This window comes from Billgrantia antri (assembly GCF_019430905.1).
Lineage (GTDB): Bacteria > Pseudomonadota > Gammaproteobacteria > Pseudomonadales > Halomonadaceae > Halomonas > Halomonas antri.
In genome coordinates this window covers 22734-49606 of sequence record NZ_JAHYCA010000007.1, presented here as the reverse complement: position 1 = coordinate 49606, position 26873 = coordinate 22734, and the positions used below count along the sequence as shown (strand labels likewise).

Genomic DNA, 26873 nt, shown 5'->3' with positions numbered 1-26873 from the left:
TGAGTGGCGGGCCCGCTTGTCTGTGCCCCTGACGGCGCGTGAGGTTACCGTTCATGCTCTCCTATCAGCACGCCTATCATGCTGGCAATTTCGCCGACGTTCACAAGCATCTCGTCTTGTACGCCGTCGTCGATCACTTGCTGCGCAAGGCCTCGCCGATCACCTTCCTCGATACCCATGCTGGACGCGGCGTCTATCCGCTGGATGCGCCCGAGACTCAGCGCCTCGGCGAGTATCGACATGGTGTGTTGCCGCTGTGGCAGGAGCGGGGGCGTCTGGCTGACGAGCCGCTGCTGGCGAGCTGGCTCGAGGCCATCGCCCGCGTGCAGCCCGATTCAAGCCGGCTCGAGCGCTATCCCGGTTCGCCCTGGTGGCTCGGTCAACGGCTGCGCAAGGACGATCGGCTGCAGCTGTTCGAGCTCCATCCGGGAGAACACGAGCATCTGACCCTGCAGCGGCTTCCCGTCAACGTCAGGCGGTCGCATGCCGACGGCCTGACCGGGCTGCTCGCCGGACTGCCCGCCGCCACGCCGCGGCTGTGCGTGCTGATCGACCCCAGCTACGAGCGCAAGGCGGAGTATGGTGAAGTCGCCGAGACACTGCTGGCAGCGATGCGCAAGGTGCGTCACGCCGTGGTGCTGGTGTGGTACCCGTTGCTGCCTGCGGCGCGCCACCGCGAGCTGCTCGAACACCTGCGTGACGGCGGGCTGCGCAAGATCTGGCGCAGCGAGCTGACCCTTCATGAGCCGGGCGAGGAGCGCGGCATGTACGGTAGCGGTATGCTGGTAGTCAATCCGCCTTGGGGGGTGGACGAGCGTCTCGCCGCGGCCATGGCTCGGGTCGTACCACTGCTGGGCGCGACTAGCCGCTACACGGCCGACTGGTGGGTGGAGGAGTAGCGCCGCCGGCTACTTGCCGATACAGAAGCTGCCGAAGATTTCGCCCAAGAGATCGTCGGCGCTGAACTCGCCGGTGATCTCGCCCAGCGCCTGCTGGGCGTCGCGCAGATCCTCGGCCAGCAGCTCGCCGGCGCCGTAGCCGGATAGCTGTGCCTCACCGCTCTCGAGGGCCTGCTGTGCCCGGTCGAGGGCCTCCAGATGGCGGCGGCGGGCCGAGAAGCGCCCCTCGGTGGTCGTGGCGTACCCCATCACTGCCTTGAGGTGCTCTTTCAGGTTGCCGATACCCTCGCCGGTTCGCGCCGAGAGGCGAATCACCGGTGGAGAGGTGGACAGCTCGGCTGTCGGGGCCTCGCGACTGGCATCGATCTTGTTGCGCACCAGGGTCAGGCGCTCTGGGTCGGGCAGACGCGCAACGAACTCGGGCCAGATCGCCATGGGGTCGGTGGCGTCGGTGGTGGCGGCGTCCACCAGCAGCAACACGCGATCGGCCTTCTCGATCTCGGCCCAGGCGCGAGCCACGCCGATCCGCTCGACTGCATCCGGTGTGTCACGCAGCCCCGCCGTGTCGATTACGTGCAGCGGCATGCCGTCCAGGTGAATATGTTCGCGCAGTACGTCGCGGGTGGTACCGGCGATTTCCGTGACGATGGCTGTCTCCTGCTCGGTGAGGGCGTTGAGCAGGCTCGACTTGCCGGCGTTGGGGCGCCCGGCGATCACCACGCTCATGCCTTCACGCATCAGTGCCCCCTGGCCGGCGGCGGCACGCACCTCGGCGAGTTCGGCCTGAACGACGCCGAGCATCTCGGCCACCCGGCCGTCGGCGAGAAAGTCGATCTCCTCCTCGGGGAAATCGATCGCCGCTTCCACGTACATGCGCAATTCGATCAGCCGCTGCACGAGTGCCTCCACGCGGCGTGAGAACTCGCCCTGCAGTGAGCGTAGGGCGTTCTCCGCCGCCGTTCTCGAGCTGGCCTCGATCAGATCGGCGATGGCCTCGGCCTGGGCCAGGTCCAGCTTGTCGTTGAGGAAGGCGCGTTCGGAAAACTCACCGGGCCTTGCCAGGCGGGCACCGAGCTGTACGCAGCGCTCCAAGAGCAGGTCCATGATCACCGGCCCGCCGTGCCCCTGCAGTTCCAGCACGTCCTCGCCGGTGAAAGAGTGAGGGCCGGAAAAAAAGAGGGCTATGCCTTCGTCGATGACTGTGCGGTCGCCGTGAAAGGGGCCGTAATGGGCGCGACGGGGCTCGGGGCAGTGGCCCACCATGGCCTCGGCGATCGTCGTGCACTGCGGCCCCGAGACGCGGATGATGCCCACCCCGCCGCGCCCCGGCGGGGTGGCCAAGGCGGCGATGGTGTCCGGGTGATAGAGCGGATCCGACATGGGTTGGCCCTGTTGATGGTGAGGCACGTGCCGCATTGTCCCGTTGCGGGCTCTGAAACGCCAGACCCCCGCGAGGGCGGGGGTCCGGGATGTTGCCGGGGTGCGCTCAGCGCTTGCTCTTGGCTGCCTTGCCCACACTGGGGTCGTTCTCGATCTTGCGCGTGATCACGTACTGCTGGGCGATCGAGATGACGTTGTTGACCACCCAGTAGATGACCAGGCCGGCCGGGAACCACAGGAAGAAGAAGGTGAAGACGATCGGCAGCATCTTCATGATCTTCGCCTGCATGGGGTCGGGCGGCGTCGGGTTGAGCATTTGCTGCACGAACATCGAGGCGCCCATCAGGATCGGCAGGATGAAGTACGGGTCCTTCATCGACAGGTCCTGGATCCAGAACATGAAGGGCGCGTGGCGCAGCTCGACCGATTCCAGCAGCATCCAGTAGAGGGCGATGAAGACCGGCATCTGCACCAGTATCGGCAGACAGCCGCCCAGAGGATTGATCTTCTCCTTCTGGTAGAACTTCATCATTTCCTGGGACATCTTCTGGCGATCGTCGCCGTATTGTTCCTTGAGCCGCTGCATCTCGGGCCCCAGCTTGCGCATGCGGGCCATGGACTTGTACGCCTTGGCGGAGAGCGGCCACATGGCCAGCTTGACCAGGACGGTCAGGAAAACGATGGACCAGCCCCAGTTGCCGATGATGTCCTGGATATGATCGAGCAACCAGAACAGCGGATTGGCAATGAACCACAGCCAGCCGAAGTCGACGGTCAGGCGCAGGTTGGGCGCCACTTCCTCGAGGTAGCTCTGCACCTTGGGGCCCATGTAGAGCGTGGCGCCCAGGCGAGCCTCGCCGTCGGCGGAAACCGTGGTGACCGGACCGGCGAACGCGGCGACGTTGCGGTTGCGCGAATCCGTGGTGGCGTATTGCAGGTTCTGCTGATTCTGTGAGGGGACCCAGGCCGAGACGAAATAGTGCTGGATTATGGCCACCCAGCCACCCTGGACGTCACGGTTGTTGAAATTGCCCGCCTGGACATCATCGAAATCGACTTTCTGGTAGCGATCCTCAGGTGACGAGTAGGCGGCACCGAGGTAGGAGCTCATGCCCATCGAGACGCCGCTCGAGGGATCGGGGCTATTGTCCCGCGCGAGCTGGCCGATGAAGCGCGCCGTGACCGGCTCCTCGGTGTTGTTGGCCAGGTAATAGCTGACGTCCACCGCGTAGCTGCCGCGCTCGAAAGTGAAGCGCTTGATCACGTCGACACCGTTCACTTCGCCGCGGAGATCCACGTCGAGGCTGCCCTCGTCGTCGGTCAGACGATAGCTGGTGTTCTCCGCAGTGAAGCCGATACGGCCGCCATGGCCGTCTACCTGCAGTCCTGAACGAGCCACGTAGCTGCGCGTCTCGTTGTCCGAGAGCAGCACGTAGGGGCGATCGGAGCCGAGCGCAGCGCGATGCTGGGGCAGGGCAGCGTAAACGATGTCACCTCCCTGGGGATCGATGCGGACATCGAGCACGTCGGTCACGACGGCGATCAGATCGCGAGAGCCACTCGTCTGCTCGGTCTCGGTCGGCATGTCGCCGGCCATCTGCCGTTCCGCCTGAGGAGCGGCGGGCACGGCCAGGCCATCCTCGTTGGCTGGCTGCTGTTCATCGGCTGCCGGTGCGGTGATCGCGGGAGCATCGGGCTCAGGAGCAACCTGGCCATAATCCTGATTCCACTGCACGACAAGCAAATAGGCGAGCACGGCCAGTGGGATCAGCAATAGGAGTCGTTTTACGTCCATGAGGGTTCTGCCCGGTGGGTAGTGAACATGCCGCTGGAACGAAATCCGCTGTCATGTAGGAAAGGTCGATAGCCTGACGAGACAGGCTATCGAGGCGGAGAAAGACTCCGTATCCGGTCAGGAGGCCATCGACTTTCGGGCGTCACGCTCCAGGCGACGCCACATGCCGTAGAACTGGCGATGCAGCGTTGCTCTGTCCAGCTCGTTCGCGCCACGCCGAGCCAGCAGGACAATGTCGACGGCGGGTAGCGAGCACTGCTGCAGGCGAATGGATTCTCGAGCGAACCGCTTGAGGCGATTGCGATCCACAGCCTTGCGCACGTTCTTCTTGCTGATGACCAGGCCAAGGCGGGGGTGGTCCAGTCCATTGGGGCACGCCAGGGCCATCAGCCCCTTGCCATGTACCTTGAATGAAGCGTGATCGAAAACGTATCGATAATCCCCGGCAGTCAACAAGCGCAGCTGCTTGGGGAAGCCATGACCGGACACGCGCAATCCGCTATCAGGCGCTCAGACGCTTGCGGCCCTTGGCGCGGCGGCGAGCCAGAACGGCGCGACCATTCTTGGTGGCCATGCGCGCACGGAAACCGTGGACACGCTTGCGCTTCAGAACGCTGGGTTGAAAGGTACGTTTCATAACACTCGATTCCCACGTGGTTTATTGACGGAACGTCTTACAGGAATGCCCTGGCTCCCATCAGGAACCAGGGGCAGATTCGGTTCAAGACCGGAAATTGTAGAGACTTCGGCTGTCCGACGCAATTGTTCCGCTCGATCCGAGGGGCTGGCGCGGTGGATAGGCGGGGCAAGATCGCGGGTGCTGGCGCCATGTCGGTTCGGCATACGCTGTGGTCAATATTGGGGACGGGCACTGTTGATAAGTCCTAACTTTGATGCCTAATCAACTAGGTAGGCAGTGCCCAGGAGTGTGGAAAAACCGTTCGCAAATGCTTTTCTGCCGAACTTGGCTCCCCATTTGGCGACATGATGCGATGCGTCTCTCTTGCCGGCGTTTTCCACAGGGACGGCAGGTGACGAACCGCATGTGGATAACCCGCCGGGCGAAGGATACAATGTCCGGTCATGCATCAACGGGTATGGTGAGGTCGAGTGTCTCTTGCTCTCTGGCAACAGTGTCTGGATTACCTGCAGGACGAGCTGAACGCACAGCAGTTCAATACCTGGATTCGCCCGCTTCAAGCCGAAGAGGGGGAAGCCAGCGAGTTGCGTCTGCTGGCGCCCAATCGCTTCGTCCGCGACTGGGTTGGTGACAAGTATGCCAAGCGCATCAATGAGCTGCTCAGGGACCTGGCTCCTGCCAAGCCGCCGCGGGTAGTGCTGACAGTCGGCAGCCGCAAGGCGGCGGCGGTCAAGCCGCAGCCGCGCGACCTGGGGACGCCGGTGTCGGCCAGCCCCCATTCCCCCCTGGCCCCGGCCGTGCAGGTACCGCCGCGAGGTGATATCGGCGACGAGCGCGAAATCGACCAGATGCGCGAGGAGGGAGCTACGGCGCGGCGTTCCGGCGGCGATCGCGAAGTGCAGGTCGAGGGCAGCCTGAAGCACAGCAGTGGGCTCAATCCCGGCTTTACCTTCGAAACCTTCGTTGAGGGCAAGTCCAACCAGCTTGCCCGCGCCGCGTCGAGGCAGGTGTCGGAAAATCCCGGTGGCGCCTACAACCCGCTGTTCCTCTACGGCGGCGTGGGCCTCGGCAAGACTCACTTGATGCACGCCGTGGGCAACGCCTTGGCGGCCCGGCGCGAAAACGCCCGTGTCGTCTATCTGCACTCCGAGCGCTTCGTGGCCGACATGGTGAAGGCGCTACAGCTCAACGCGATCAACGACTTCAAGCGTTTCTATCGCAGCGTCGATGCGCTGCTGATCGATGACATCCAGTTCTTTGCCGGCAAGGAACGCTCCCAGGAGGAGTTCTTCCATACGTTCAATGCCTTGCTCGAAGGCGGTCAGCAGATGATCCTCACCTCGGATCGCTATCCAAAGGAGATCAGCGGCGTCGAGGAGCGGCTCAAGTCGCGCTTCGGCTGGGGGTTGACCGTGGCCATCGAGCCTCCCGAGCTGGAGACGCGGGTCGCCATCCTGATGAAGAAGGCAGACCAGGCCAAGGTGGATCTGCCCCATGATGCCGCATTCTTCATTGCCCAGAAGATCCGCTCCAACGTACGCGAGCTGGAGGGGGCGCTCAAGAAGGTCATTGCCGACTCCCACTTCATGGGCAAGCCCATCACCCAGGACTTCATCCGCGAGTCGCTGAAGGATCTGCTGGCGCTGCAGGACAAGCAGGTGGGAGTGGATAACATTCAGCGTACCGTTGCCGAGTATTACAAGATCAAGCTGGCCGATCTGCTCTCCAAGCGTCGCTCACGCTCGGTGGCACGGCCGCGTCAGGTAGCCATGGCGCTGGCCAAGGAGTTGACCAATCACAGCCTGCCGGAAATTGGTGACGCCTTCGGCGGGCGTGACCACACGACGGTACTGCATGCCTGTCGCAAGGTTCAGGCGCTGCAGGAGGAGAGTGCCGACATTCGTGAGGACTACAAGAACCTGCTGCGCTTGTTGACCAGCTAGCGGCAGTCATTCAACGCCCAGCATTGCCCGACACCCATCTACAGGACGAGACGTGGAGCCGACATGAGATTTTCCATTACCCGCGAAGCGCTGCTACGGCCGCTGGCATTGGTGGCAGGCGTGGTGGAGCGACGTCAGACCCTGCCGGTACTGTCCAACGTACTGATTCAAGTCGACCAGGAGCAGGTGGCCCTGACCGGCACCGATCTCGAGGTTGAACTGATTGGACGCACGGCAGCGTCGCAGGTCGATGTAGCAGGTGCCGTTACCGTACCGGCCCGCAAACTGATGGACATCTGCAAGTCACTGCCCGATCAGGCCGAACTGCAGTTCAGCCTGGAAGATGGGCGTGCCGTACTGCGAAGCGGCCGCTCTCGTTTCACCCTGTCGACGCTACCGGTCGCCGAGTTTCCCAATATCGAGGACAGCGCCGGTGACGTGGAGCTCAGTTTGCCACGTGGTACGCTGAAGCATCTCATCGATGCCACGTCCTTCGCCATGGCCCAACAGGACGTGCGCTACTACCTGAATGGCATGCTGCTGGAGCTGCGTTCCAACCTGGTGCGTACCGTCGCGACCGATGGTCATCGACTGGCCGTCTGCTCGCGCCCGGCGGAAATCCAGGTGGAGCCGGCCCGCAAGCTGATCGTGCCGCGCAAGGGCGTGCTCGAGCTGGTGCGGCTGCTCGATGACAGCGACGAGCCGGTAACGCTGACGCTCAGTGCCAGCCACGTGCGTGCGCATACCGGTGATTTCACCTTCACCTCGAAGCTGGTCGACGGCAAGTTCCCCGACTACGAGCGCGTGGTGCCGCGTGGCGGCGACAAGGTCTTCATCGCCGAACGTGCCGAGCTGCGGCAGGTGCTATCGCGTACCTCGATTCTCTCCAACGAAAAGTACCGTGGCGTTCGCCTGCACCTGCGGGAGGGCAATCTGCAGGTAATGGCCAACAACCCCGAACAGGAGGAGGCCGAGGAGAACGTGGCCGTCGAGTACGGGGGCGATGGCCTCGAGATCGGGTTCAATGTTGGCTATCTTATTGATGTTCTTAATGTTATTGGCGAAGACAGGGTGCAGATGACACTCGCTGACTCGAATAGCAGCGCCTTGATGGAGGAGCCCGGCGGTGGCGATGCGCTGTATGTCGTCATGCCGATGCGGCTGTGAGGCAGCCATCCTGACCCTCTCTCCCTGCACCCGGACGAGCCATGGTTCGTCCGGGTGGTGCTGCCCAACTGCGCGCGACCCTTCATGCTGATCGACCGCCTCGCCTTTGCCGGTCTGCGAAACCTGGAAATGCTCGACGTCACGCCGAGTCCCGGCATCAACCTCATCGTCGGTCGAAACGGTAGCGGCAAGACCAGCCTGCTCGAAGGATTGTTCATTCTTGGCATGGGTCGCTCCTTTCGCACACGCCAGCTCAGGCATGCCATCGCTCATGACAAGGAGGAGATGACTCTCTTCGCTCGCCTTGGTGGCGAGCCGCCCGTGCCCATCGGGGTGCGTCGCGCACGGCATGCGGCCGAGCTGGAGCTGCGCATGGGAGGAGAACGCGTTTCACGCCTGGCGAAATTGATCGAGGCGCTGCCCTTGCAGCTGGTCAACCCCGACGCCTTTCGTCTGCTCGAAGGAGCTCCGGCCGGTCGGAGAGAGTTCCTCGACTGGGGTGTGTTTCACGTGAAACACGACTTTTATGATGCCTGGCGCCGCGCCAAGCGTGCGTTGAAGCATCGGAATGCACTCCTCAGGCATGGTAGAATGGATGCCAATAACTTGGCCGTCTGGGAGCAGGAGCTGGCTGCTTGGGGGGGGCGGGTCGATGAACTGCGCCGCGAATGGATAGCCAGTTTCATCCCCGTTTTCGAGGAGACATTGGGTAGCCTGATCGATCTCCCCGACCTGACCCTGCGTTATTCTCGCGGCTGGGACAAACAGCGCTCGTTACGGGAAGTGCTCGAGCAGGGGCGAGCGACCGATCAGCAGATGGGCTTTACCCAGAACGGCCCGCAGCGTGCCGACCTGCGCATCCGGCTGGGTCGTCGCCCTGCCGTCGAAGTATTGTCGCGGGGCCAGCAGAAGTTGGTAGTAAGTGCGCTCAAGTTGGCGCAAGGAAGATTGTTGGAACGTACGACCGGGCATGGCTGTCTCTACTTGGTCGACGACCTGCCTGCGGAGCTGGATGCCGAGCATCGTCGTGTGTTTTGCCGACTTCTCGAAACCATGCGCTGTCAGGCTTTTATCACCAGTGTCGAACACGATGCCTTGGCGGGATCATGGAAATCCCGTACGCCGATTGCGATGTTTCACGTGAAACAAGGCGTGTCGGGAGCAGGGCAGCTAGTGCCACGGGCACAGATAGACTTCACGACGGAGTAGTCAATGAGCGAGCAAGCTTACGACTCATCGAGCATCAAGGTTCTCAAGGGGCTGGATGCCGTGCGCAAGCGTCCCGGGATGTATATCGGCGATACCGATGACGGGACAGGTCTGCACCACATGGTGTTCGAGCTGGTGGACAACTCCATCGATGAAGCCCTGGCCGGATATTGCAGTGAAATTCGCGTCATCATTCACCCGGACGAATCCATAACCGTCAGCGACAACGGTCGCGGCGTGCCTACCGATATCCACGAGGAAGAGGGCGTGTCGGCGGCGGAGGTGATCATGACGGTGCTGCACGCCGGCGGCAAGTTCGACGACAATTCCTACAAGGTGTCAGGCGGGCTTCACGGCGTCGGTGTGTCGGTGGTCAATGCGCTCTCCGAAGAGCTCAAGCTGACCATCTGGCGAGCGGGGCAGGTCCACGAACAGATCTATCGGCACGGGGTTCCCGAAGCGCCGCTGGCCGTGGTCGGCAAGACCGAGAAGACCGGTACCCGGGTTCACTTCAAGCCCTCTTCCGATACCTTCGCCAATATCGAGTTTCACTACGACATCCTGGCCAAGCGACTGCGCGAACTCTCCTTCCTCAACTCCGGTGTGGCGATTCGCCTGATGGATGAGCGAAGCGGAAAGGAGGAGCTGTTTCACTACGAGGGCGGGCTCAAAGCCTTCGTCGACCACCTCAACAGCAACAAGACCGTGCTCAACCCGGTGTTTCACTTCGAGGCCGAGCGCGAGGACGGCGTCGTGGTTGAAGTGGCCATGCAGTGGAGTGACTCGTTCGCCGAGAATATCTTTTGCTACACCAACAACATACCGCAGCGCGACGGCGGCACCCACCTGGCCGGTTTCCGTGCCGCGCTGACACGCACGCTCAACGGCTACATCGAATCCGAAGGCTTGCTCAAGAAGTCGAAGGTCGCCACGTCCGGTGACGATGCTCGTGAGGGACTGACAGCGATCATCTCGGTCAAGGTGCCGGATCCGAAGTTCTCTTCGCAAACCAAGGACAAGCTGGTTTCCTCCGAAGTGAAGACGGCGGTAGAGCAAGAGATGGGGCGGCTGTTCTCTGACTATCTGATCGAGAGTCCCAACGATGCCAGGGCAATCGTCAACAAGATGCTCGACGCCGCCCGTGCCCGGGAAGCCGCACGCAAGGCCCGCGACATGACCCGCCGCAAGGGGGCCCTGGACATCGCCGGATTGCCCGGGAAGCTCGCCGACTGTCAGGAGAAGGATCCCAGCCTTTCCGAGCTGTTCCTGGTCGAGGGGGACTCGGCCGGTGGCAGTGCCAAACAGGGTCGCGACCGCCGCACCCAGGCGATCCTTCCGCTCAAGGGCAAGATCCTCAACGTCGAGAAGGCTCGCTTCGACAAGATGCTCTCCTCCGCCGAGGTGGGCACGCTGATCACGGCGCTTGGCTGTGGCATCGGCCGCGAGGAGTTCAATCCCGACAAGCTTCGCTACCATTCGATCATCATCATGACCGATGCGGACGTCGATGGATCGCACATCCGCACCCTCCTACTGACCTTCTTCTTCCGCCAGATGTCACAGCTGATCGAGCGCGGGCATGTGTTCATTGCTCAGCCGCCGCTCTACAAGATCAAGCGAGGCAAACAGGAAACCTACCTCAAGGACGAGCAGGCCCTGGTCGACTATCTGACCACGACGGCCATGGACGGAGCCAGACTCTACGTCAATCCCGAGGCGCCGCCGGTCACCGGGGCGCAACTCGAATCGCTGGTCGGTCAGTACCGCGATGTGATGAAGCGCATCGATCGCCTTTCGCGCGTCTATCCCAACGAGGTCTTGCGCAAGGTCGTGCACGCCGCACGCCTCGAGGGGGAGGCGAGCCTCAAGGACCGCGTCACCATGCAGAACTGGATCGCCTATCTGCAGGCAGAGATGGACGCGCTGGTGGCCTACGAGGGCGGGCCGCGCTACACCTTCCGCCTGGAGGAGGATGCAGAACGCGAGCTCTTCCTGCCGGCGGTGACGCTTACGGCGCATGGGGTCAGCTCCGATTACGTCTGGGGTATCGACTTCTTCACTAGCGCCGACTATCGCGCCATGGCGGCACTGGGCGAAACGTTGGAGGGGTTGCTCGACGAAGGTGCCTATATTGCACGTGGTGAACGCAAGAAAGGCGTGGCCACGTTCTACCAGGCGCTCGAGTGGCTGATGGCCGAGGCGCAGCGGGGGCTTTCGGTGCAGCGCTACAAGGGCCTGGGCGAGATGAACCCGGACCAGCTGTGGGAGACCACCATGGACCCCGAGACGCGCCGTCTGCTGCGGGTCTCGATCGAGGATGCAGTCGCCGCGGACATGATGTTCAACACCCTGATGGGCGATGAGGTCGAGCCGCGCCGTGCCTTTATCGAAAGCAATGCGTTGGTGGCTAATCTGGACGTCTAAGACGCTGCGGTGTTTCACATGAAACACTGCTTAAAGAAAGAGGGTCAGTTCAATCTGAACTGACCCTTTTCTTTTGCGATGTGAAACCTGCTGCTCTGTGGTCGGTAAACAAAGTCATCGGTCACTCAGCACTTGTCGAGCAACCAGTCCACGAAACCGGCCAGCTCGTCAAAAATCAACGCACCCTCGAGCCCCTCTCCCTGAGCTTCTGTCTTGCTTCCCTTGCCGGTTCTGACCAGTACCGGGCGGCAGCCCATCGGCTCTCCGGCCTGAAGATCGCGCAGGCTGTCGCCCACCATCCAGCTGCCGGCGAGGCTCTCCAGTCCCAAGGCAGCACGAATTTCCTCGAGCAAGCCGGGGAGAGGCTTGCGACATGAGCAGCCGTCATCGGGACCATGTGGGCAGTAGGCGATATACGCTATTTCGCCGCCTGCATCACCGACCTGTTTCTCGAGCTCGGCATGCATGGCTTCCAGCGTTGCTTCATCGTAGTAGCCGCGAGCGATGCCGGACTGGTTGGTGGCGATGGCGACGTCCCAGCCGGCGCGTGACAAGCGTGCGATGGCCTCGATCGAGGAGGGGTAGGGGATCCACTCATCCAATGACTTGACGTAGGCATCGGAATCCCGGTTGATGACGCCATCCCTGTCGAGGATGACGAGCCTGGAAGCATCGGGCATGTCGAGCACCTGGGCTAGAAAGCAGAAGAAAGAGAAGTGTTCCACGTGAAACACGTCTTGCCAAGGACCGGCAGACGTAGCTGACATACTCGGTTGCGTTTCACGTGAAACATCAGAAAGGAGAATAAAAAACCGGCCGGGCAATGGCACCGCGGCCGGTAAGGTGACAGGCGCTGTTACTGCTGAAGCAGAGCGATATCGGCGACCTCGAGGAAGAGTGCCTGAAGCTGGGCCAGCAGTGCCAGGCGGTTGCGACGAATGGCATCGTCGTCGGCCATGACCATGACATCGTCGAAGAAACCATCCACCGGAGCTCGCAGGCCAGCCAGGATGTCCAGTGCCTCGCGATAGCGTCCCTCGGCGAACAGCGGCATGACTCGCTCGCGGCTCGACGAGACGGCATCGAACAGAGCCTGCTCGGCGGCTTCCTGCAACAGCTTGGCATCGACCTGACTGCCGACTTCATCGGCCTGTTTGGCCAGGATGTTGGAGACCCGCTTGTTGGCGGCTGCCAAGGCAGCAGCTTCCTCGCGTTGAGTGAAGGCATGCACGGCCCGCGTGCGGCGGGCGAAGTCCAGCGGCTTGGTCACCGGGCGGGCGCGAACCGCGAGGTAGACCTCGGCGGGAATGCCCTCGTCCTGCCCCCAGGCGCGGAATCGATCGAGCATGTAGCCGAGCACTTCCTCGACCAGATTCTCCGCATAGGGCAGCTCCTGGTGCTGTGCGGCGGCCAGCTCGAGGAGCTCGCGCAGGTCCAGATCCAGCTCTGCTTTGATCAGGATGTTGAGCACACCGATGGCGGCGCGGCGCAGGGCGAACGGGTCCTTGGTGCCGCTGGGGCGTTGGCCGATACCAAAGATACCGGTCAAGGTGTCCAGGCGGTCGGCCAGGGCCAGGGCCTGGCCGGTGGAGCTGGCCGGGATCTCGTCGCCGGCGAAGCGCGGCAGGTACTGCTCCTCGAGCGCCTGGGCGACTTCGGCGGGCTCGCCGTCATGGGTGGCATAGTAGCGTCCCATGATGCCCTGAAGCTCGGGGAACTCGAGCACCATCTCGGTAACGAGGTCGCACTTGGCGAGTTCGGCGGCACGCCGAGCCTGGGCCACGTCGCCACCGATCCGGCCCGCGATGAAGGCGGCGACGGCGGCGCTGCGATGAGCCTTGTCAGCCAGCGTACCAAGTTGCTGCTGGAACACCACGCTGGCCAGGCCGCCGATGCGTTCGGCCAGCGGCTGCTTGCGGTCGGTGTCGAAGAAGAAGGCAGCGTCTGCCAGGCGCGGACGAATGACCTTCTCGTTACCCTCGATAACCAACTGGGGATCCCGGCTGTCGATGTTCGAGATGGTGATGAACTGCGGCCTGAGCCGACCCTGCTCGTCAAGCAGATGGAAGTACTTCTGGTTGGCCTTCATCGAGGAGATGAGGCACTCCGAAGGCACCTCGAGGAAACGCTCGTCGAAGCTGCCGGTGAGTGCCACCGGCCATTCGACCAGTCCGCTGACCTCGGTGAGCAGCGTCTCGTCGATGACGGCCTGAGCCTCATGAACCTCCGCTTCAGCCAGCACCTGCTCGCGGATGCGCTCACGACGCAGTTCGCGGTCGGCCAATACCCAGGCCTGCTCGAGTGCCTCGAGATAGGCGTCGGCATGACCCAATTCAATGGGCTCGGGTGCGTGGAAACGATGTCCTCGGGTGATACGGCCGGCCTTGAGCCCCAATGCTTCGGCTTCGACCACCTCGCCGCCGTAGAGCATGACCAGCCAGTGCACCGGCCGCGAGAACTCGACCCGGGAGGCACCCCAGCGCATGTTCTTGGGTACCGGCAGGGCAGAGATCGCCTTGTCGACGATGGCGGGAAGCAGAGCCGTGGTGGCTTCTCCACGCTGCCGCTCGCGATAACCGAGCCAAGTGCCTTTATCTGTTTCGAGATGGATCAGATCGCCCACTTCGACCCCACAGGAGCGGGCAAAGCCTTCGGCGGCCTTGGTCGGCTGACCATCCTTGAAGGCGGCGGCGAGCGCCGGTCCGCGGCGCTCCACTTCGCGGTCCGGCTGCTTGTCGGTGAGTTCGGTCACCTGTACCGCCAGACGACGTGGCGTGGCATAGGCACGAACGGCGTTGAAGGTCACCTCGGCTTCGGCAAGGCCGCGGCGAAGGCCCTCGGCCAGCGCGTCCGAGAGCGAATCTATGGCGCTTGGCGGCAGTTCCTCGACGCCCAGTTCGATCAAGAAGGTGTTGGCGGCCATTTACGCGTCTCCCTGTTCGGCGGTCGTGTCCTGGGCCAGCAACTCCTGGCGCAGGGCCTCGGGGGCCAGCGGAAAGCCGGCCGCCTTGCGTGAGGCGTAGTAGGCGTGGGCCACGTCGCGGGCCATGGTGCGCACGCGCAGAATGAAGCGCTGACGTTCGGTTACCGAGATGGCGTGGCGAGCATCGAGCAGGTTGAAGGTGTGCGAAGCCTTGAGCACCTGCTCGTAGGCGGGCAGTGGCAGGTTGGCCGCGAGCAATTTGGCGCACTCCTGCTCCTGGTGATCGAAGGCGGCGAACAGGGCCGGTACGTCGGCATGCTCGAAGTTATAGGCTGACTGCTCGCGCTCGTTCTGCAGGTAGACGTCGCCGTAGGTGACCTTGGTGCCATCCGGGGCAATGGTCCATATCAGGTCGTAGACGCTGTCGACGTTCTGCAGGTACATGGCGATGCGCTCGAGTCCGTAGGTGAGCTCGCCGGTCACCGGGAAGCACTCGAGGCCGCCGGCCTGCTGGAAGTAGGTGAACTGGGTCACTTCCATGCCGTTGAGCCAGACTTCCCAGCCCAGGCCCCAGGCGCCAAGGGTCGGCGACTCCCAGTTGTCCTCGACGAAGCGAATGTCATGCACCAGCGGATCGAGGCCGAGGCGAGCGAGCGAGCCCAGGAAGCGCTCCTGCAGGTCGTCAGGGGAGGGCTTCATGACGACCTGAAACTGGTAGTAGTGCTGCAGGCGGTTGGGGTTCTCGCCGTAGCGGCCGTCAGTGGGGCGCCGCGAAGGTTGCACGTAGGCGGCGTTCCAGGTTTCCGGGCCGATGGAGCGGAGAAAGGTGGCGGGGTGGAAGGTGCCGGCCCCTACCTCCATGTCCAGCGGTTGAAGCACCACGCAGCCTTGTTCTGCCCAGTACTGCTGAAGGGCGAGTATCAGGCCCTGGAACGTGGTCGCGTCTGGCGTCGACCCTGTAGCCGAGGTCGACGAAGATGTCGAGAGCGTCTGCGATGGGTTTGGCGAGGGAGTCATGTGGAAGCACCGTTGGCCATGAATTCACTGGGCGTCAAGTATACAATCACAGGCACATCGGTTATAGGCGCAGCGGCTGCGCCCCAGTGAGGTTCACAATGATCGTAGTGACAGGTGGCGCCGGCTTCATCGGCTCGAATCTGGTCAAGGCCCTCAACGCGCGCGGGCGCAATGACGTGCTGGTCGTCGACGACCTGCGCGACGGCACCAAGTTCGTCAATCTGGCGGACTGCACCCTGGGTGATTATCTCGACAAGGACGACTTTCGCGAGCGTGTCGAGGCGGCGCTGCGCGGCGAGCCCTCTCGCCTGCCGCCGATCGAGGCGATCTTTCACGAAGGCGCCTGCTCGGACACCACCGAGTGGGATGGGCGCTTCATGCTCGACAACAACTTCGAGTACTCCAAGGTGCTGCTGCACTACTGCCAGCAGCAGGGCATCCCCTTCCTCTACGCCTCCTCGGCGGCCACCTACGGCGGCAGCCAGGTCTTCCGTGAGGAGCCCGAGTACGAGAAGCCCCTCAACGTCTATGGCTACTCCAAGCTGCTGTTCGACCAGTACGTGCGCCAGCACTGGGACAGCTTCAGCAGCCAGGTGGTGGGCTTCCGTTACTTCAACGTCTACGGGCCACGCGAGCAGCACAAGGGCAAGATGGCGAGCGTTGCCTACCACAACCACACCCAGGTGCGTGCTGGCCAGGACCTCCGCCTGTTCGGCGCCTGGGACGGCTATGAGGCCGGCATGCAGAGCCGCGACTTCGTCTATGTCGGCGACGTGGTCGACGTCAACCTGTGGTTCCTGGACAACCCCGGCAAGTCCGGCATCTTCAATCTCGGCTCCGGCCGCGCCGAGCCGTTCAAGGCCATCGGCGAGGCGGTCATCGATTTCTACGGCCGTGGCCGCATCGAGTACATCGATTTTCCCGAGGAGCTCAAGGGTCGCTACCAGAGCTATACCCGGGCGGACATCTCGCGCCTGCGCGAGGCGGGCTACGCACGCGAGTTCCATACCGTTGCCGAAGGCGTGAGGGCCTACCTTGAGTGGCTGAACGGGGCGCAGGGATGAGGCAGGCGGCAACGCCGACATCTCGCATACTGATCGTCGGTCCTTCCTGGGTCGGCGACATGGTCATGGCGCAGAGCCTCTTCAAGAGCCTCAAACAGCGTCAGCCCGAGTGTCGCATCGGTGTGGTGGCGCCAGGTTGGTCGCAGCCGATCCTCGAACGCATGGAGGAGGTCGACGAAGTGGCGACCCTCGATGTCGGCCACGGCGAATTCGGCTGGGGTACCCGGCGCGCCCTGGCGCGACGGCTGCGGGGTCGCTTCGACAGGGCCATCGTGCTGCCGCGCTCATGGAAGTCGGCACTGGTGCCGTTCCTGGCCCGTATTCCCCGGCGTACGGGGTACACCGGCGAGCAGCGCTATGGCGTGATCAACGATCGGCGCGAACTCGACAAGACGGTGCTGGACCAGACCGTCAAGCGCTTCGTGGCGCTGGGCCTGGCGGCGGAGGAGGTGCGGCATGGCGAGTTTGCCATTCCCCGCCCGCGGCTGAGTGTCGATGCCGACAACCTGATCGAGCTGCGCATCCGCCTGGGACTGACGTCTCGTCCGGCCATCGGCCTGATGCCCGGCGCCGAATACGGCCCGGCCAAGCAGTGGCCGTTGGGGCATTTTCGCGAGCTGGCCGAGCGCCTGGTGGCCGAAGGTTTCGAAATACGCGTGCTGGGCGGGCCCAAGGATGTCGCCGCCGGGGAGGCCATCGCCGAGGGGGTGGCTCACGTGCACAATCTTTGCGGCCAGACTCGGCTGGCCGATGCGGTCGACCTGCTCGCCGATTGCCAGCAGGTGGTGACCAACGACTCCGGTTTGATGCACGTGGCCGCAGCGGTGGGCACCCGAATCCACGCGCTCTATGGCTCATCGTCGCCGGGCTATACGCCACCGCTGACCGATAGCGCCGTCGTACACTATCTGGGATTGGACTGCTCGCCCTGCTTCGAGCGCCGTTGTCCGCTGGGCCACACCAATTGCCTGGTGCAGCTCTCACCCCAGCGGGTGCTGGCCGCCATACTGGCTGCACCCTCCCCGAAGGTCTTCGCCAGCGGCTGATGCGTCCTACTGTACCTGGGCCGGTTCCTCGCCGGTGGCATCCTCGGGGGTCTCTACCACCTGCTCCTGGATCACTTCCTCCTCAGGTGCCTGGCTGGGAGGGGCAAGGCCCTCCCAGAGCCGTTCCTGAAGCACGATCTCTTCCCGCATCCGGGCGTTGAAGAATTCCGCACCATGCTCCTCGAGCAGGGTTGGCTCGTCGGAGAGCAGCGAGACGCCGAGGCCGGCGCGATGCCAGTCGATGGTGAAGCCCATGGCCTCGAGGATGGTGGGGAAGGCATCGACCATGGAGGCTTCGCGGCGCTGTCGTCCTTGAGGAATGCCGGGCCCCAGCAGGATGAAGGTGTTGTCCCGCTCACCTTCGATCAGTTGCTCCCAGGCCGATACGCGCATGGTCAAGTGATCGCTGGCAATGACCACCAGGGTGTCGTCGAGCAGTCCCTCGGCCTCGGCCCGGGCAAGGAAGTCCCGGGCCAGCCAGGTCGAACATTCCACCGAAAACAGGATGTCGACGCCATCGAACTCGCCCTGACGGTCGAGGCAGGCCTGGGCGGGATAGCCGTAGGGGGCATGACCGGCCAGGGAGAGGGTGACCAGGCCCCAGGGGCCGTCCTGTGCATTCAGGTGGCGGAGCTCCTCGAGGCTGTAGTCGTAGAGAGAATCATCATAGAGCCCCCAGTTGTTGACGTATTCGGGGTCGTCGAGGCGGGGCTGCAGCTCCTCGCGGCCAAGCACGTTGTCGAAGCCGTGCCCTTCGTAGAACAGCCCCTTGCCAGCGAAATTGACGCTGGCGCCACCCATGTAGGTGAGCCGGTAGCCCTGTGCCGAGAGCAGGTCGCCGAGACAGTCGACACCGGGCACCACCTTGTCCAGCGGCGAGAACTGGCGATCGTGCAGCAGCCCGGCCGGCATGAGTGGCGTGCCGCACTGGCTGGCGATCATGCCGGCCATGGTCCAGCCGGTATTGTCGACCTGCTGGATGCCTTCGAAGACCAGGCCACGCTCACCGAGCTGGTCGAGAATGGCATAGGCATCGCCGAAGCGTTCGCGGTCGGCGTAGGTGCGCTCGATGCTCTCCAGATACAGCACCAGCAGATTGGGAGGATCGCGGGGAGACTCGAGCAGAACCGGCTCGACGTAGTGGCGCTCGAGCCAGGCGCCGGGCTTGGTGACGATGGCGGCGCCGCGCTGGCCCATGCCATAAAGCAGCGGGTTGCTCACCAGCAGCACGAGGGCCAGCAGCGGCTCGCCGCGGCGCCAGCGATGGTCATGGCGTATCAGCCAGGTGAAGGAGACCAGCAGCGCGGCCATGGAGAGGGTATAGAAGAATGCCGCGCCGATCCGGCTGACCCCACCATGGTCGGCCATGCCGGCCTGCAGATGGAAGAATACCGCGCTCAGGTCGACGATGCCGAAGCTCTGGGCGAGATAGAGATACAGCCCCCATAACGCAATGGGAAGCAGCGCCCAGGGCCACTTGCGCGGCGGGGCCGAACGCGATGCCGGGCCGGGCGATCCCCAGCGAAAGGTGTAACCCAGTCCCATCCAGGCCAGCGTCAGGAAGGGCATCCCCCAATGGGGCACCCGAGTGAGCAGGATAGTGGCATGGCTCAGGCACAGCCCGATGACCAGCAGCGATAGCCAGCGCGGGCGAGCCAGAGCGAGAAGTGCAGCCGTAATCGTCATGTAGTGGATTCTTCCATTGAATTCGCTCCCAGATTACAAGTCGCCCCCGTCTTGTACCACGTATCGTCTGGCGGGTGGCCAACCACCGGTTTGCCGGCCTCGCGGCCACGGCAGTAAACTGGCCAGCCGCCGAACCGACGAGGAGAGGTCGATGACCCTGGCCGCGGTACTGATCGTCAAGAACGAGGCTGCCCACCTGCGCGCCTGCCTGGAGACGCTACGCTGGGCCGATGAAATCGTGGTGCTGGATGCCGGCAGCCAGGATACGACCTGCGCCATCGCCCACGAGTTCACCGACAAGGTGAGGGTGAATGCCGACTGGCAGGGGTTCGGCGTGCAGCGCCAGCGCGCCGAGGCTGCGGCCGAAAGCGACTGGATTCTCATGGTCGATGCCGATGAGCGGGTGTCCCCCGAACTGGGTGAAAGCATAAGGCGCGCCGTGGCCACCGGCGAACCGGCTATCTACACCTTGCCGCGTCTCTCCTGGTGCTTCGGCGATTTCATTCGCCACTCCGGCTGGTATCCCGACCGGGTGGCGCGGCTCTATCCCAAGGGCAGGGCAGGCTATGATGACGCCCTCGTCCACGAGAAACTGACCAACCCGCACGGACTGCCGGTCAAGGCATTGTCGGGGGATCTGCTGCACTACACCTACCGCGACCTGCGCCACTATCTGGAGAAGTCGGCCCACTATGCCCAGGCTTGGGCCGAGCAGCGAGCCGCTCGCGGCAAGCGGGGCAGTCTCGCGGCCGGCCTGGTGCATGGGCTGGGCTGTTTCCTGCGCATGTACCTGCTGCGAGCGGGCTTTCTCGACGGTCGCCAGGGGCTGCTTCTGGCGCTGCTGTCGGCACACTCCACCTTTGCCAAGTATGCCGACCTGTGGATCAGGACGCAGACCTTGCCGCCACCCGACGACGCACCAGGGCGCTGATCGCGTCGGCCGCGTTTTGCAGGTCGATGGCCGCCATGTCGCTCTCGCCTGCGTCTGTCGGCGGGCTGAAGGCGAGGCGGAGCGTTGCGTCATTGCAGGTCTGCCAGCGCAGGGCCGTGGCCGAGCGGTGGGCCGGATAGAAGCCCGCCGTGGCAAGGTTGAGGCAGCCGGCGATATGCAAGGGCCCGGTGGAGCCGGCGATCAGAAGATCGGCGACGGCGAGCGTCATGGCAAAATCCGCCAGGCTCTCGCGCGATGGCAATACCGCGGCTTGGAGTCCCTGGGCGCCGAGCGAGTCGCGCAGTTCGCAAGCGGTCGGTTCCTCACCGGGGCCGGCCGTGAGCAGCCACTGCGGGCGAATGCCACGCACGGCAAGACGCGAATCGACGGCTATCGCCAGCTCGGCGTACTGGGTCGATGTCAGATTCACCGCCGAGCCGCCGCTACCGGCATGCAGGAACAGCCAGGGGGCGCACGTATCGAGGGCCAGCTCGGTGGCGAGCGACTCGCGCCGGGCAACTGTCGTGCCGGGAGGCAGTGGCCAGAAAGGCGGGGATGGACGAGGGGCCGGAGTGCGACCCGTGGCCCCGAGCAGCGCCTCGGCGAGTTCGATGTTGTACAGGTATTCCGGTTTAGCCGAGCGTGACCTGCGCTGGACGATACGATGATTGTAGAATAGCTGCGCCCATTTGGTGGCGGGCGCCAGGCGACACGGAATACCGGCGCGCCAGCCCAGCCAGCCGATACGCGGGGTGGAGAACAGCGTCAGCATGGCCGTGAAGCGTTCGCGGCGCAGCCGCTCGAGTAGCTCGCGCTGCGCTGCTCTTCCGGTATCGCCGGGATCGAGAATCACCTCATCGATCCATGGGCACTGCCGCGCCAGTGGCGCCGTATAGCTCGGTACCAGTACGCTGACCCGTGCTTCGGGCGCGCTGGCCTTGAGGCAGGCGAGTGCCGGCCAGGCGAGCATGAAGTCGCCAAGCTTGTCGTTGCGCACCACCAGGATGTGTGGCGGATCCGTTGCGTGGCGACCGGCCACGGTGGAAGAAGACATCATCTGGGCTCCCGAGCCCCGGTTGATCGACACGAAGGAGAAAGCCTTGGCGCACAAGGTCATGCACATCTGCCTTTCGGACGGCTGGGGCGGACTCGAAATGTATCCTGCGCGGATTATACCCGAGCTGCAACGCCAGGGGTGGGAAGCGCATGGTCTGGCGCTGGCCGGCTCCCGGGTAGCCGTGAGTCTGGCGGCCGCCGGCATCGAGCCGCTGACGGTGCCTTCGAGGGGCCGGGCCCTGCTGCAGGTGGGCCCTGTGCTGACCTACCTGAAGCGTCACGGCATCGAGGTGCTGCACTGCCATAAGTCCAGCGACCTGCGCCTGGGGGCTCTGCTGGCGAGCCTGCGACCGGGGCTCAAGCTGTTCTTCACCGACCACATGGGCGTGACCCGGCCGAAGAAGGGGCTCTACCATCGCTGGGCCTATGGGCGCGTCACGCGGCTGTTCGCCATCAGCGAAGCGACACGTGCTCGCAACCTGGCGGCCTTTCCGCTGCCTGCCACACGCATCCAGCGGCTCTACCTGGGCATCGACCTGGCCCCCTACGCCCCGCAGCTGGACGAGGCGGCACGTCAATCGTTGCGACTCGAGCTGGGCGTGCCGGTCGGCAGCGTGGCAATCGGCCTGCCGGGGCGGTTGACCGACGGCAAGGGCCACGAGGTGTGGCTGGAGGGACTGGCCAGACTGCGTGAGCTTGCATCCGACCTGGCCTGGCACGGGGTATTGATCGGCGGGCTGACGGCCGGTGAGGGCAGCGAGGAGAGCTATGTGGCGCGACTGCGCGAACGCGTGGTTGCTCTGGGGCTGCAGGAGCGAGTGACCTTTACCGGCTTTCGCCATGACCTGCCACGGCTGTTCGAAGCATTGGACGTGGTCTGCGTGCCGTCGCGCAACGAGGCCTTCGGCCTCACCGTGGTCGAGGCGATGGCCGCCGGCAAGGCGGTCATCGGGGCCGACAGCGGGGCGATTCCCGAGCTGCTGGAGGCCGATAGCGGGCGTCTCGCCGCCCCAGACTCACCTGACGCTTGGGCTGCGGCCATGGCGGAGCTCGGGCGGGATGCGGCACTGCGCAGCCGGCTTGGCCAGGCGGCCAGGCTCAGGGCCGAACGTCAGTTCGGGGTGACGGCTCACGTGGCAGCCCTGGGCGAAGCGTACTCTCAGGCGTAACCACGACGAATCGCCGCCATGTGTTCGGTGGCGCCGAACTTGGCCAGCGAGCGGTCCAGGCGATCGAGGTTGGCCTCGCGCCAGGGGCCGGGCGCGCGCAGCCGGCAGCGGTCGAGGTCGATCAGCCAGACGGCGCCGTCGGCATCGACAAGCAGGTTGCGGGCATTGAGGTCGACGTGGTCGAGGCCGGCCTCATGAAATTGGCGCACGGTGGCTCCGACCCGTTCGAGCAGGGCCGGCTCGATATCGTCCAGATGCTCGGCCAGAGCGCGAGCGCCGGTAATTCGCACCGTGATCAGGGCCGCCGAGTAGGTCGGCCCAAGGCGGGTCACGCCGGCTGCCACCGGTCGCGGTACCGGCAGGCCCTGGGCGTGGAGGTGGGCAGTGAGGCGCAATTCGCGGAAGGCGCGAGTTCGCTCGAGCCCCGTCCACAGGTAGCGTGTCGTGCTGATCCGAGCGGCCAGGCCGCCGCGGCGATAGGGGCGCAGTACCCACTGCTCGCCACCGGCATCGAGAAACAGGCTGCTGCCGCGACCAGGGGCTGCACCGATCACCCTCCCGGCGCGATGCCAATGGTCGGGCTCGAACAGCGCGGGTCCGATTTGTGGCGCCGACTCGGCGTCACATACACTGTCCGCATCATATAGAATGAAAACCTTTCCCGTCCGACATGTTGCCAAGTGCATGAAGCATCCTCTGCCTGCCCAACCGCGCCATATCGCCGTGCTGCGACTCTCCGCTCTCGGCGACGTATGCAATCTGGTACCCACCGTACGCGCGCTGCAGCGCCAGTGGCCCGACGCTCGCATCACCTGGATCATCGGCAAGGCGGAACACAGTCTACTGGCCGGCCTATCGGGGGTCGAGTTCGTCGTCTACGACAAGGCCTCGGGGCTGGCCGGCATGCGCCGGCTGTGGCGAGAGCTCGACGGTACCCGCTTCGACGTGTTGCTGCACATGCAGCAGGCGCTGCGGGCCAGCGTGCTCTCGCTGGGGCTCAAGGCCGACGTGCGGGTGGGCTACGACAAGGCGCGGGCCAAGGATGCCCAGCACTGGTTCACCCATCGGCAGCTGGCCCCGCATCCACGAGCCCATGTGCTGGAGTCGTTTCTCGACTTCGCTCGCCTGATGGGAGTGGAAGATCTATCGCTCGAATGGGACCTGCCGTTACCCGGCGAGGCCATCGAAGAAGCCGGCGCCATCACCGGCGATGCGCCTTACCTGTTGATGAGCCCCTGCGCCAACCCGCGGCTGCGCAACTTCCGCAACTGGTCGGCCGAGGGCTACGCCGCCGTCATCGAACATGCCTGGGCCCAGTATGGCTTGAAGACGGTGCTCACCGGCGGTGGCAGTACGCTGGAGCGGGAGATGGGCGAGCGTATCGCGGCGCTGTCGCGTCCGGAGGCGGTAATCGACGTCATCGGTGCCACCTCGCTCAAGGGCCTGCTGGCGCTGATCGCCTCCGCCCGGGTCGCAATCGCGCCGGACTCCGGGCCGGTGCACATGGCCAACGCCATGGACACGCCGGTGGTGGGCCTGTTCGCCACGACCAACCCGGATCGCGCGGCACCCTATCGTTGGCGCGATTTCGTGGTAAACCGCTACCCCGATGCCGTGCGCGCCTACCTGCACCGTGAGCCCGACGAAATCACCTGGGGCCAGCGTGTGCGCCACCCCGATGCCATGTCACTGATTCGCATCGACGACGTCGTCCAGCGGCTCGATGCGCTGTTGACGCGTTCGGACGACCGCAAGGAAGAGGAACGACCCGATGAAGCTTGACCTGACCGCGCTGGAGCAGGCGCACGTGCTGGTGGTGGGCGACGTGATGCTCGATCGCTACTGGCAAGGCGCCACGTCGCGCATCTCACCGGAAGCCCCGGTGCCGGTGGTGCGGGTGGAGGAGAGTGAGGACCGCCCCGGCGGAGCGGCCAACGTGGCGCTCAACATCGCTTCCCTGGGTGCACATGCCGCGCTGAGCGGCATGGTCGGCGACGACGACAATGCCCGCCGCCTGGTCGAGCGCATGCAGGCTGCCGGCGTCGAGACCTATTTCGAGAGCAGCCCGGGGATTCCCACCATCACCAAGCTGCGTGTGATGAGCCGCAACCAGCAGCTGATCCGCCTCGACTTCGAAGAAGGACTCGAGGAGCTCGATACCCACGGGTTGCTGGCGCGAGTCGAACAAGGGCTTCCCGACTGTGACCTGGTGATTCTCTCCGATTACGGCAAGGGGACCCTCAACCGGGTCGAGGAGCTGATCGCGCTGGTGCGCGGTGCCGGCAAGCGGGTGCTGATCGACCCCAAGGGCAACGACTTCGCCAAGTACCGCGGCGCCAGCGTGATCACGCCCAATCTGGCCGAGTTCGAGGCGGTCGTGGGTCACTGCCGTAGCGATGACGAACTGGCCGCCAAGGGAGCGGCGCTGTGCGCGGAGCTCGGGCTCGAGGCGCTGCTGATCACCCGTAGCGAAAAGGGCATGACCCTGATTCGTGGCGATCACGAGCCGCTGCACCTGCCGACCCGGGCGCGTGAGGTGTTCGACGTCACCGGGGCCGGCGACACCGTGATCGGCGTGCTGGGGCTGGCACTGGCGGCCGGCCACGGTTTTCCCGAGGCCATGACCCTGGCCAACCTGGCCGCCGGCTTGGTGGTGGCCAAGCCCGGTACCGCCACGCTGTCGATTGCCGAGCTCTACACCGCGGTACATGGCGACAAGCTGGCCGAATTCGGAGTCATCGGCGAGGCGCCGCTGGTCGAGGCGGTGCGCGCCGCCCAACTGCGCGGTGAGCGGGTCGTCATGACCAACGGCTGCTTCGACATCCTGCATGCCGGCCACGTGGCTTACCTGGAGCACGCCCGCCAGCTCGGCGACCGGCTGGTGGTCGCAGTGAACGATGACGCCTCCATCGGCCGGCTCAAGGGGCCCAGACGCCCGATCAACCCGCTCGCCCGTCGCATGCAGGTGCTGGCCGGCCTCGGCGCGGTGGACTGGGTGGTGCCGTTCAGCGAGGACACCCCGCAGCGGCTGATCGAAGCAGTGCTGCCTGACGTGTTGGTCAAGGGCGGCGACTACCGCGTCGAGGACATCGCCGGCGGCGAGGCGGTGCGTGCCGCTGGAGGTGAGGTCAAGGTGCTGGGCTTCGAGGATGGGGTATCCACCACCGCCATGATCGCTACCATCCTCGACCGCGAAAGCTGATGAGGGCAGTGTCCGGGAACTGGCCCCGCTGGCTTTACTCGGCGGCGCTCTATCTGCTGTCGCCCCTGGTCTGGCGGCGTGTCTGGCGTGAGCATGCACACACTAACCTGCGCCGGGAGCGGCTCGGGTTGATAGCGCGCCCGTCTGCGGCTGCGCCCCGCCTGTGGTTGCACTGTGCCTCGGTGGGCGAGGTGCAGGCCGCCCGGCCGCTGATCGAGGCGCTGCTGGCGCACTATCCCCGCCATGAGCTCGTGGTCACCACCATGACCGCCACCGGCGCCGAGCGGGTGCGCGCGCTGATGGCAGCGCGGCGCCAGGCTGGCCAGCCCGAGCGGTTGCAGCACCACTTCGTGCCGCTCGACTACCCCGGTGCCGCGCGGCGTTTCGTTGCACGGTTGTCGCCCTCGCTCGCCCTCTTCTTCGAGACCGAGATCTGGCCCAACCTGCTGGCGGCATGTCGCCGCCATGGCGTGCCCACGGCGGTGGTCAACGGGCGGCTGTCACCACGGGCTTTTCGCGGCTACCGTCGCTTGCGTCCGTTGATGGCGACGGCTCTGGGGCAGCTCGATTGGCTGGCCGCCAAGTCGCGCGGCGACGCCGAGCGCTTTCGTGCACTGGGCATGCCGACCACGCGAATCGATGTGGTGGGGTCGCTCAAGTACGACCTGACTCCGGATGACGCTTCGAATGAGGCCAGCAAGCGCCTTTGCACGCACCTGGGTTCGCGCCCGGTGTGGGTCGCCGGTTCGACCCACCCCGGGGAGGAAGAGCAGCTGCTGGAGGCGCATGCGCGCCTGCGCCAGTCCTATCCCAACGCCCTGCTGATACTGGTACCACGCCACCCGCAGCGCTTCGCGGCGGTGGCCGAGCTCACCCGGGAATCCGGCATGAGGCTGGCACGGCGCTCGCTGGGCGAATGGCCTGACGAGCGTACCGCCGTCTACCTGGGTGACACCATGGGCGAGCTGCTCACGCTCTACGGTGCGGCCGATCTGGCCTTCGTCGGCGGCAGCCTGGTGCCGGTCGGCGGGCACAACCTGCTCGAGCCGGCGGCCATGGGCGTGCCGGTGCTGACCGGCCCCGAGCTTGCCAACTTCGCCGACATTGCCGAGACCCTGCGCCAGGGGGGCGCGCTGGTCGAGGTGGCCGACAGCACGTCATTGGCCGATACCCTGGTCACCCTGTTCCTCGACGAGGCCGAGCGTCACCGCCTGGCCGAGGCCGGCCTGGCGGTTGTGGCGGCCAATCGCGGTGCGCTGGCTCTCACACTGACCGGGTTGGAACGCCTGCTGCCCGGTAAGTGAGTGTCCACTCACCGTCTG

General features: G+C 64.7%; 22 protein-coding genes. 12 read left to right on the top strand and 10 right to left on the bottom strand.

All coding sequences use genetic code 11. From position 1 onward, the window contains the following. Nucleotides 1-53: 53 nt before the first annotated feature. Nucleotides 54-899 carry a 23S rRNA (adenine(2030)-N(6))-methyltransferase RlmJ gene (locus KPL81_RS17300; protein WP_219793245.1) on the top strand — a complete coding sequence of 282 codons (846 nt, stop codon included), beginning with the start codon at nt 54-56 and terminating at the stop codon, nt 897-899. A gap of 9 nt (nt 900-908) precedes the next feature. Here KPL81_RS17300 and mnmE read toward each other — a convergent pair whose 3' ends face one another. The 4 genes from mnmE to rpmH form a co-directional block, all read right to left on the bottom strand. After that, entirely contained in the window at nt 909-2279 is a 1371-nt protein-coding gene (mnmE, locus tag KPL81_RS17295; protein ID WP_219793244.1) for a tRNA uridine-5-carboxymethylaminomethyl(34) synthesis GTPase MnmE, read from the bottom strand. Between the two features lie 106 nt (nt 2280-2385). Then, nucleotides 2386-4074, bottom strand: coding sequence for a membrane protein insertase YidC (gene yidC, locus KPL81_RS17290; protein WP_219793243.1), 1689 nt, complete (start codon nt 4072-4074; stop codon nt 2386-2388). Nucleotides 4075-4191: 117 nt separating this feature from the next. Continuing rightward, nucleotides 4192-4563: a ribonuclease P protein component gene (rnpA, locus tag KPL81_RS17285; RefSeq protein ID WP_209475100.1), complete on the bottom strand. Its 372-nt coding sequence runs from the start codon at nt 4561-4563 to the stop codon at nt 4192-4194. A gap of 13 nt (nt 4564-4576) precedes the next feature. Continuing rightward, on the bottom strand, nt 4577-4711 hold the full coding sequence (rpmH, locus tag KPL81_RS17280) for a 50S ribosomal protein L34 (RefSeq protein ID WP_010626003.1): 135 nt from the start codon (nt 4709-4711) through the stop codon (nt 4577-4579). A 473-nt stretch (nt 4712-5184) separates the two neighbouring features. Between rpmH and dnaA the strand changes: the two genes are divergently transcribed. From dnaA to gyrB, 4 genes are all read left to right on the top strand, one after another. Then, the gene (gene dnaA / locus KPL81_RS17275) at nt 5185-6657 is read left to right on the top strand and encodes a chromosomal replication initiator protein DnaA (RefSeq protein ID WP_219793242.1); all 1473 of its coding nucleotides are present in this window, start codon (nt 5185-5187) and stop codon (nt 6655-6657) included. A gap of 63 nt (nt 6658-6720) precedes the next feature. Further along, nucleotides 6721-7824: a DNA polymerase III subunit beta gene (gene dnaN, locus KPL81_RS17270; RefSeq protein ID WP_219793241.1), complete on the top strand. Its 1104-nt coding sequence runs from the start codon at nt 6721-6723 to the stop codon at nt 7822-7824. Nucleotides 7825-7908: 84 nt separating this feature from the next. Then, nucleotides 7909-9033: a DNA replication/repair protein RecF gene (recF, locus tag KPL81_RS17265; protein WP_219793240.1), complete on the top strand. Its 1125-nt coding sequence runs from the start codon at nt 7909-7911 to the stop codon at nt 9031-9033. A 3-nt stretch (nt 9034-9036) separates the two neighbouring features. Further along, nucleotides 9037-11457 carry a DNA topoisomerase (ATP-hydrolyzing) subunit B gene (gene gyrB / locus KPL81_RS17260; RefSeq protein ID WP_219793239.1) on the top strand — a complete coding sequence of 807 codons (2421 nt, stop codon included), beginning with the start codon at nt 9037-9039 and terminating at the stop codon, nt 11455-11457. Between the two features lie 125 nt (nt 11458-11582). On the opposite strand, the gene gmhB is transcribed toward gyrB, so the two are convergent. The 3 genes from gmhB to glyQ form a co-directional block, all read right to left on the bottom strand. Continuing rightward, complete coding sequence (gene gmhB, locus KPL81_RS17255; protein ID WP_219793238.1) at nt 11583-12137, bottom strand: D-glycero-beta-D-manno-heptose 1,7-bisphosphate 7-phosphatase; 555 nt, start codon at nt 12135-12137, stop codon at nt 11583-11585. A gap of 176 nt (nt 12138-12313) precedes the next feature. Continuing rightward, nucleotides 12314-14380, bottom strand: a complete 2067-nt coding sequence (gene glyS / locus KPL81_RS17250) for a glycine--tRNA ligase subunit beta (protein ID WP_219793237.1) — start codon at nt 14378-14380, stop codon at nt 12314-12316. Further along, on the bottom strand, nt 14381-15397 hold the full coding sequence (gene glyQ / locus KPL81_RS17245) for a glycine--tRNA ligase subunit alpha (protein WP_240549358.1): 1017 nt from the start codon (nt 15395-15397) through the stop codon (nt 14381-14383). Nucleotides 15398-15495: 98 nt separating this feature from the next. Here glyQ and rfaD point away from each other — a divergent pair, with 98 nt between their 5' ends. Next, the gene (rfaD, locus tag KPL81_RS17240) at nt 15496-16461 is read left to right on the top strand and encodes an ADP-glyceromanno-heptose 6-epimerase (protein WP_219793236.1); all 966 of its coding nucleotides are present in this window, start codon (nt 15496-15498) and stop codon (nt 16459-16461) included. Next, a complete protein-coding gene (waaF, locus tag KPL81_RS17235; RefSeq protein WP_219793235.1) occupies nt 16458-17507 on the top strand; it encodes a lipopolysaccharide heptosyltransferase II in 1050 nt (349 codons plus the stop codon). Before rfaD ends, waaF begins: the two co-directional genes overlap by 4 nt. Before the next feature lie 6 nt (nt 17508-17513). Here the strand turns inward: waaF and KPL81_RS17230 are convergent, their stop codons facing one another. Next, nucleotides 17514-19193 carry a sulfatase-like hydrolase/transferase gene (locus KPL81_RS17230; RefSeq protein WP_219793234.1) on the bottom strand — a complete coding sequence of 560 codons (1680 nt, stop codon included), beginning with the start codon at nt 19191-19193 and terminating at the stop codon, nt 17514-17516. A 151-nt stretch (nt 19194-19344) separates the two neighbouring features. On the opposite strand from KPL81_RS17230, the gene KPL81_RS17225 reads away from it, so the two are divergent. Then, entirely contained in the window at nt 19345-20124 is a 780-nt protein-coding gene (locus KPL81_RS17225) for a glycosyltransferase family 2 protein (RefSeq protein WP_219793233.1), read from the top strand. On the opposite strand, the gene KPL81_RS17220 is transcribed toward KPL81_RS17225, so the two are convergent. Further along, nucleotides 20078-21181 carry a glycosyltransferase family 9 protein gene (locus KPL81_RS17220; RefSeq protein ID WP_219793232.1) on the bottom strand — a complete coding sequence of 368 codons (1104 nt, stop codon included), beginning with the start codon at nt 21179-21181 and terminating at the stop codon, nt 20078-20080. The genes KPL81_RS17225 and KPL81_RS17220 overlap by 47 nt on opposite strands. A gap of 43 nt (nt 21182-21224) precedes the next feature. Here KPL81_RS17220 and KPL81_RS17215 point away from each other — a divergent pair, with 43 nt between their 5' ends. Continuing rightward, nucleotides 21225-22349 carry a glycosyltransferase family 4 protein gene (locus tag KPL81_RS17215; RefSeq protein ID WP_240549357.1) on the top strand — a complete coding sequence of 375 codons (1125 nt, stop codon included), beginning with the start codon at nt 21225-21227 and terminating at the stop codon, nt 22347-22349. On the opposite strand, the gene KPL81_RS17210 is transcribed toward KPL81_RS17215, so the two are convergent. After that, on the bottom strand, nt 22340-23035 hold the full coding sequence (locus tag KPL81_RS17210) for a 3-deoxy-D-manno-octulosonic acid kinase (protein WP_219793231.1): 696 nt from the start codon (nt 23033-23035) through the stop codon (nt 22340-22342). The genes KPL81_RS17215 and KPL81_RS17210 overlap by 10 nt on opposite strands. On the opposite strand from KPL81_RS17210, the gene KPL81_RS17205 reads away from it, so the two are divergent. The 3 genes from KPL81_RS17205 to waaA are packed head-to-tail and all read left to right on the top strand — an operon-like array spanning nt 23034 to nt 26855. Beyond that, nucleotides 23034-24131: a glycosyltransferase family 9 protein gene (locus KPL81_RS17205; RefSeq protein WP_219793230.1), complete on the top strand. Its 1098-nt coding sequence runs from the start codon at nt 23034-23036 to the stop codon at nt 24129-24131. The genes KPL81_RS17210 and KPL81_RS17205 overlap by 2 nt on opposite strands. Continuing rightward, entirely contained in the window at nt 24121-25551 is a 1431-nt protein-coding gene (gene hldE, locus KPL81_RS17200; protein WP_219793229.1) for a bifunctional D-glycero-beta-D-manno-heptose-7-phosphate kinase/D-glycero-beta-D-manno-heptose 1-phosphate adenylyltransferase HldE, read from the top strand. The genes KPL81_RS17205 and hldE overlap by 11 nt, the downstream gene beginning before the upstream one ends. Further along, nucleotides 25551-26855: a lipid IV(A) 3-deoxy-D-manno-octulosonic acid transferase gene (gene waaA / locus KPL81_RS17195; RefSeq protein WP_219793228.1), complete on the top strand. Its 1305-nt coding sequence runs from the start codon at nt 25551-25553 to the stop codon at nt 26853-26855. Before hldE ends, waaA begins: the two co-directional genes overlap by 1 nt. Nucleotides 26856-26873 lie beyond the last annotated feature (18 nt).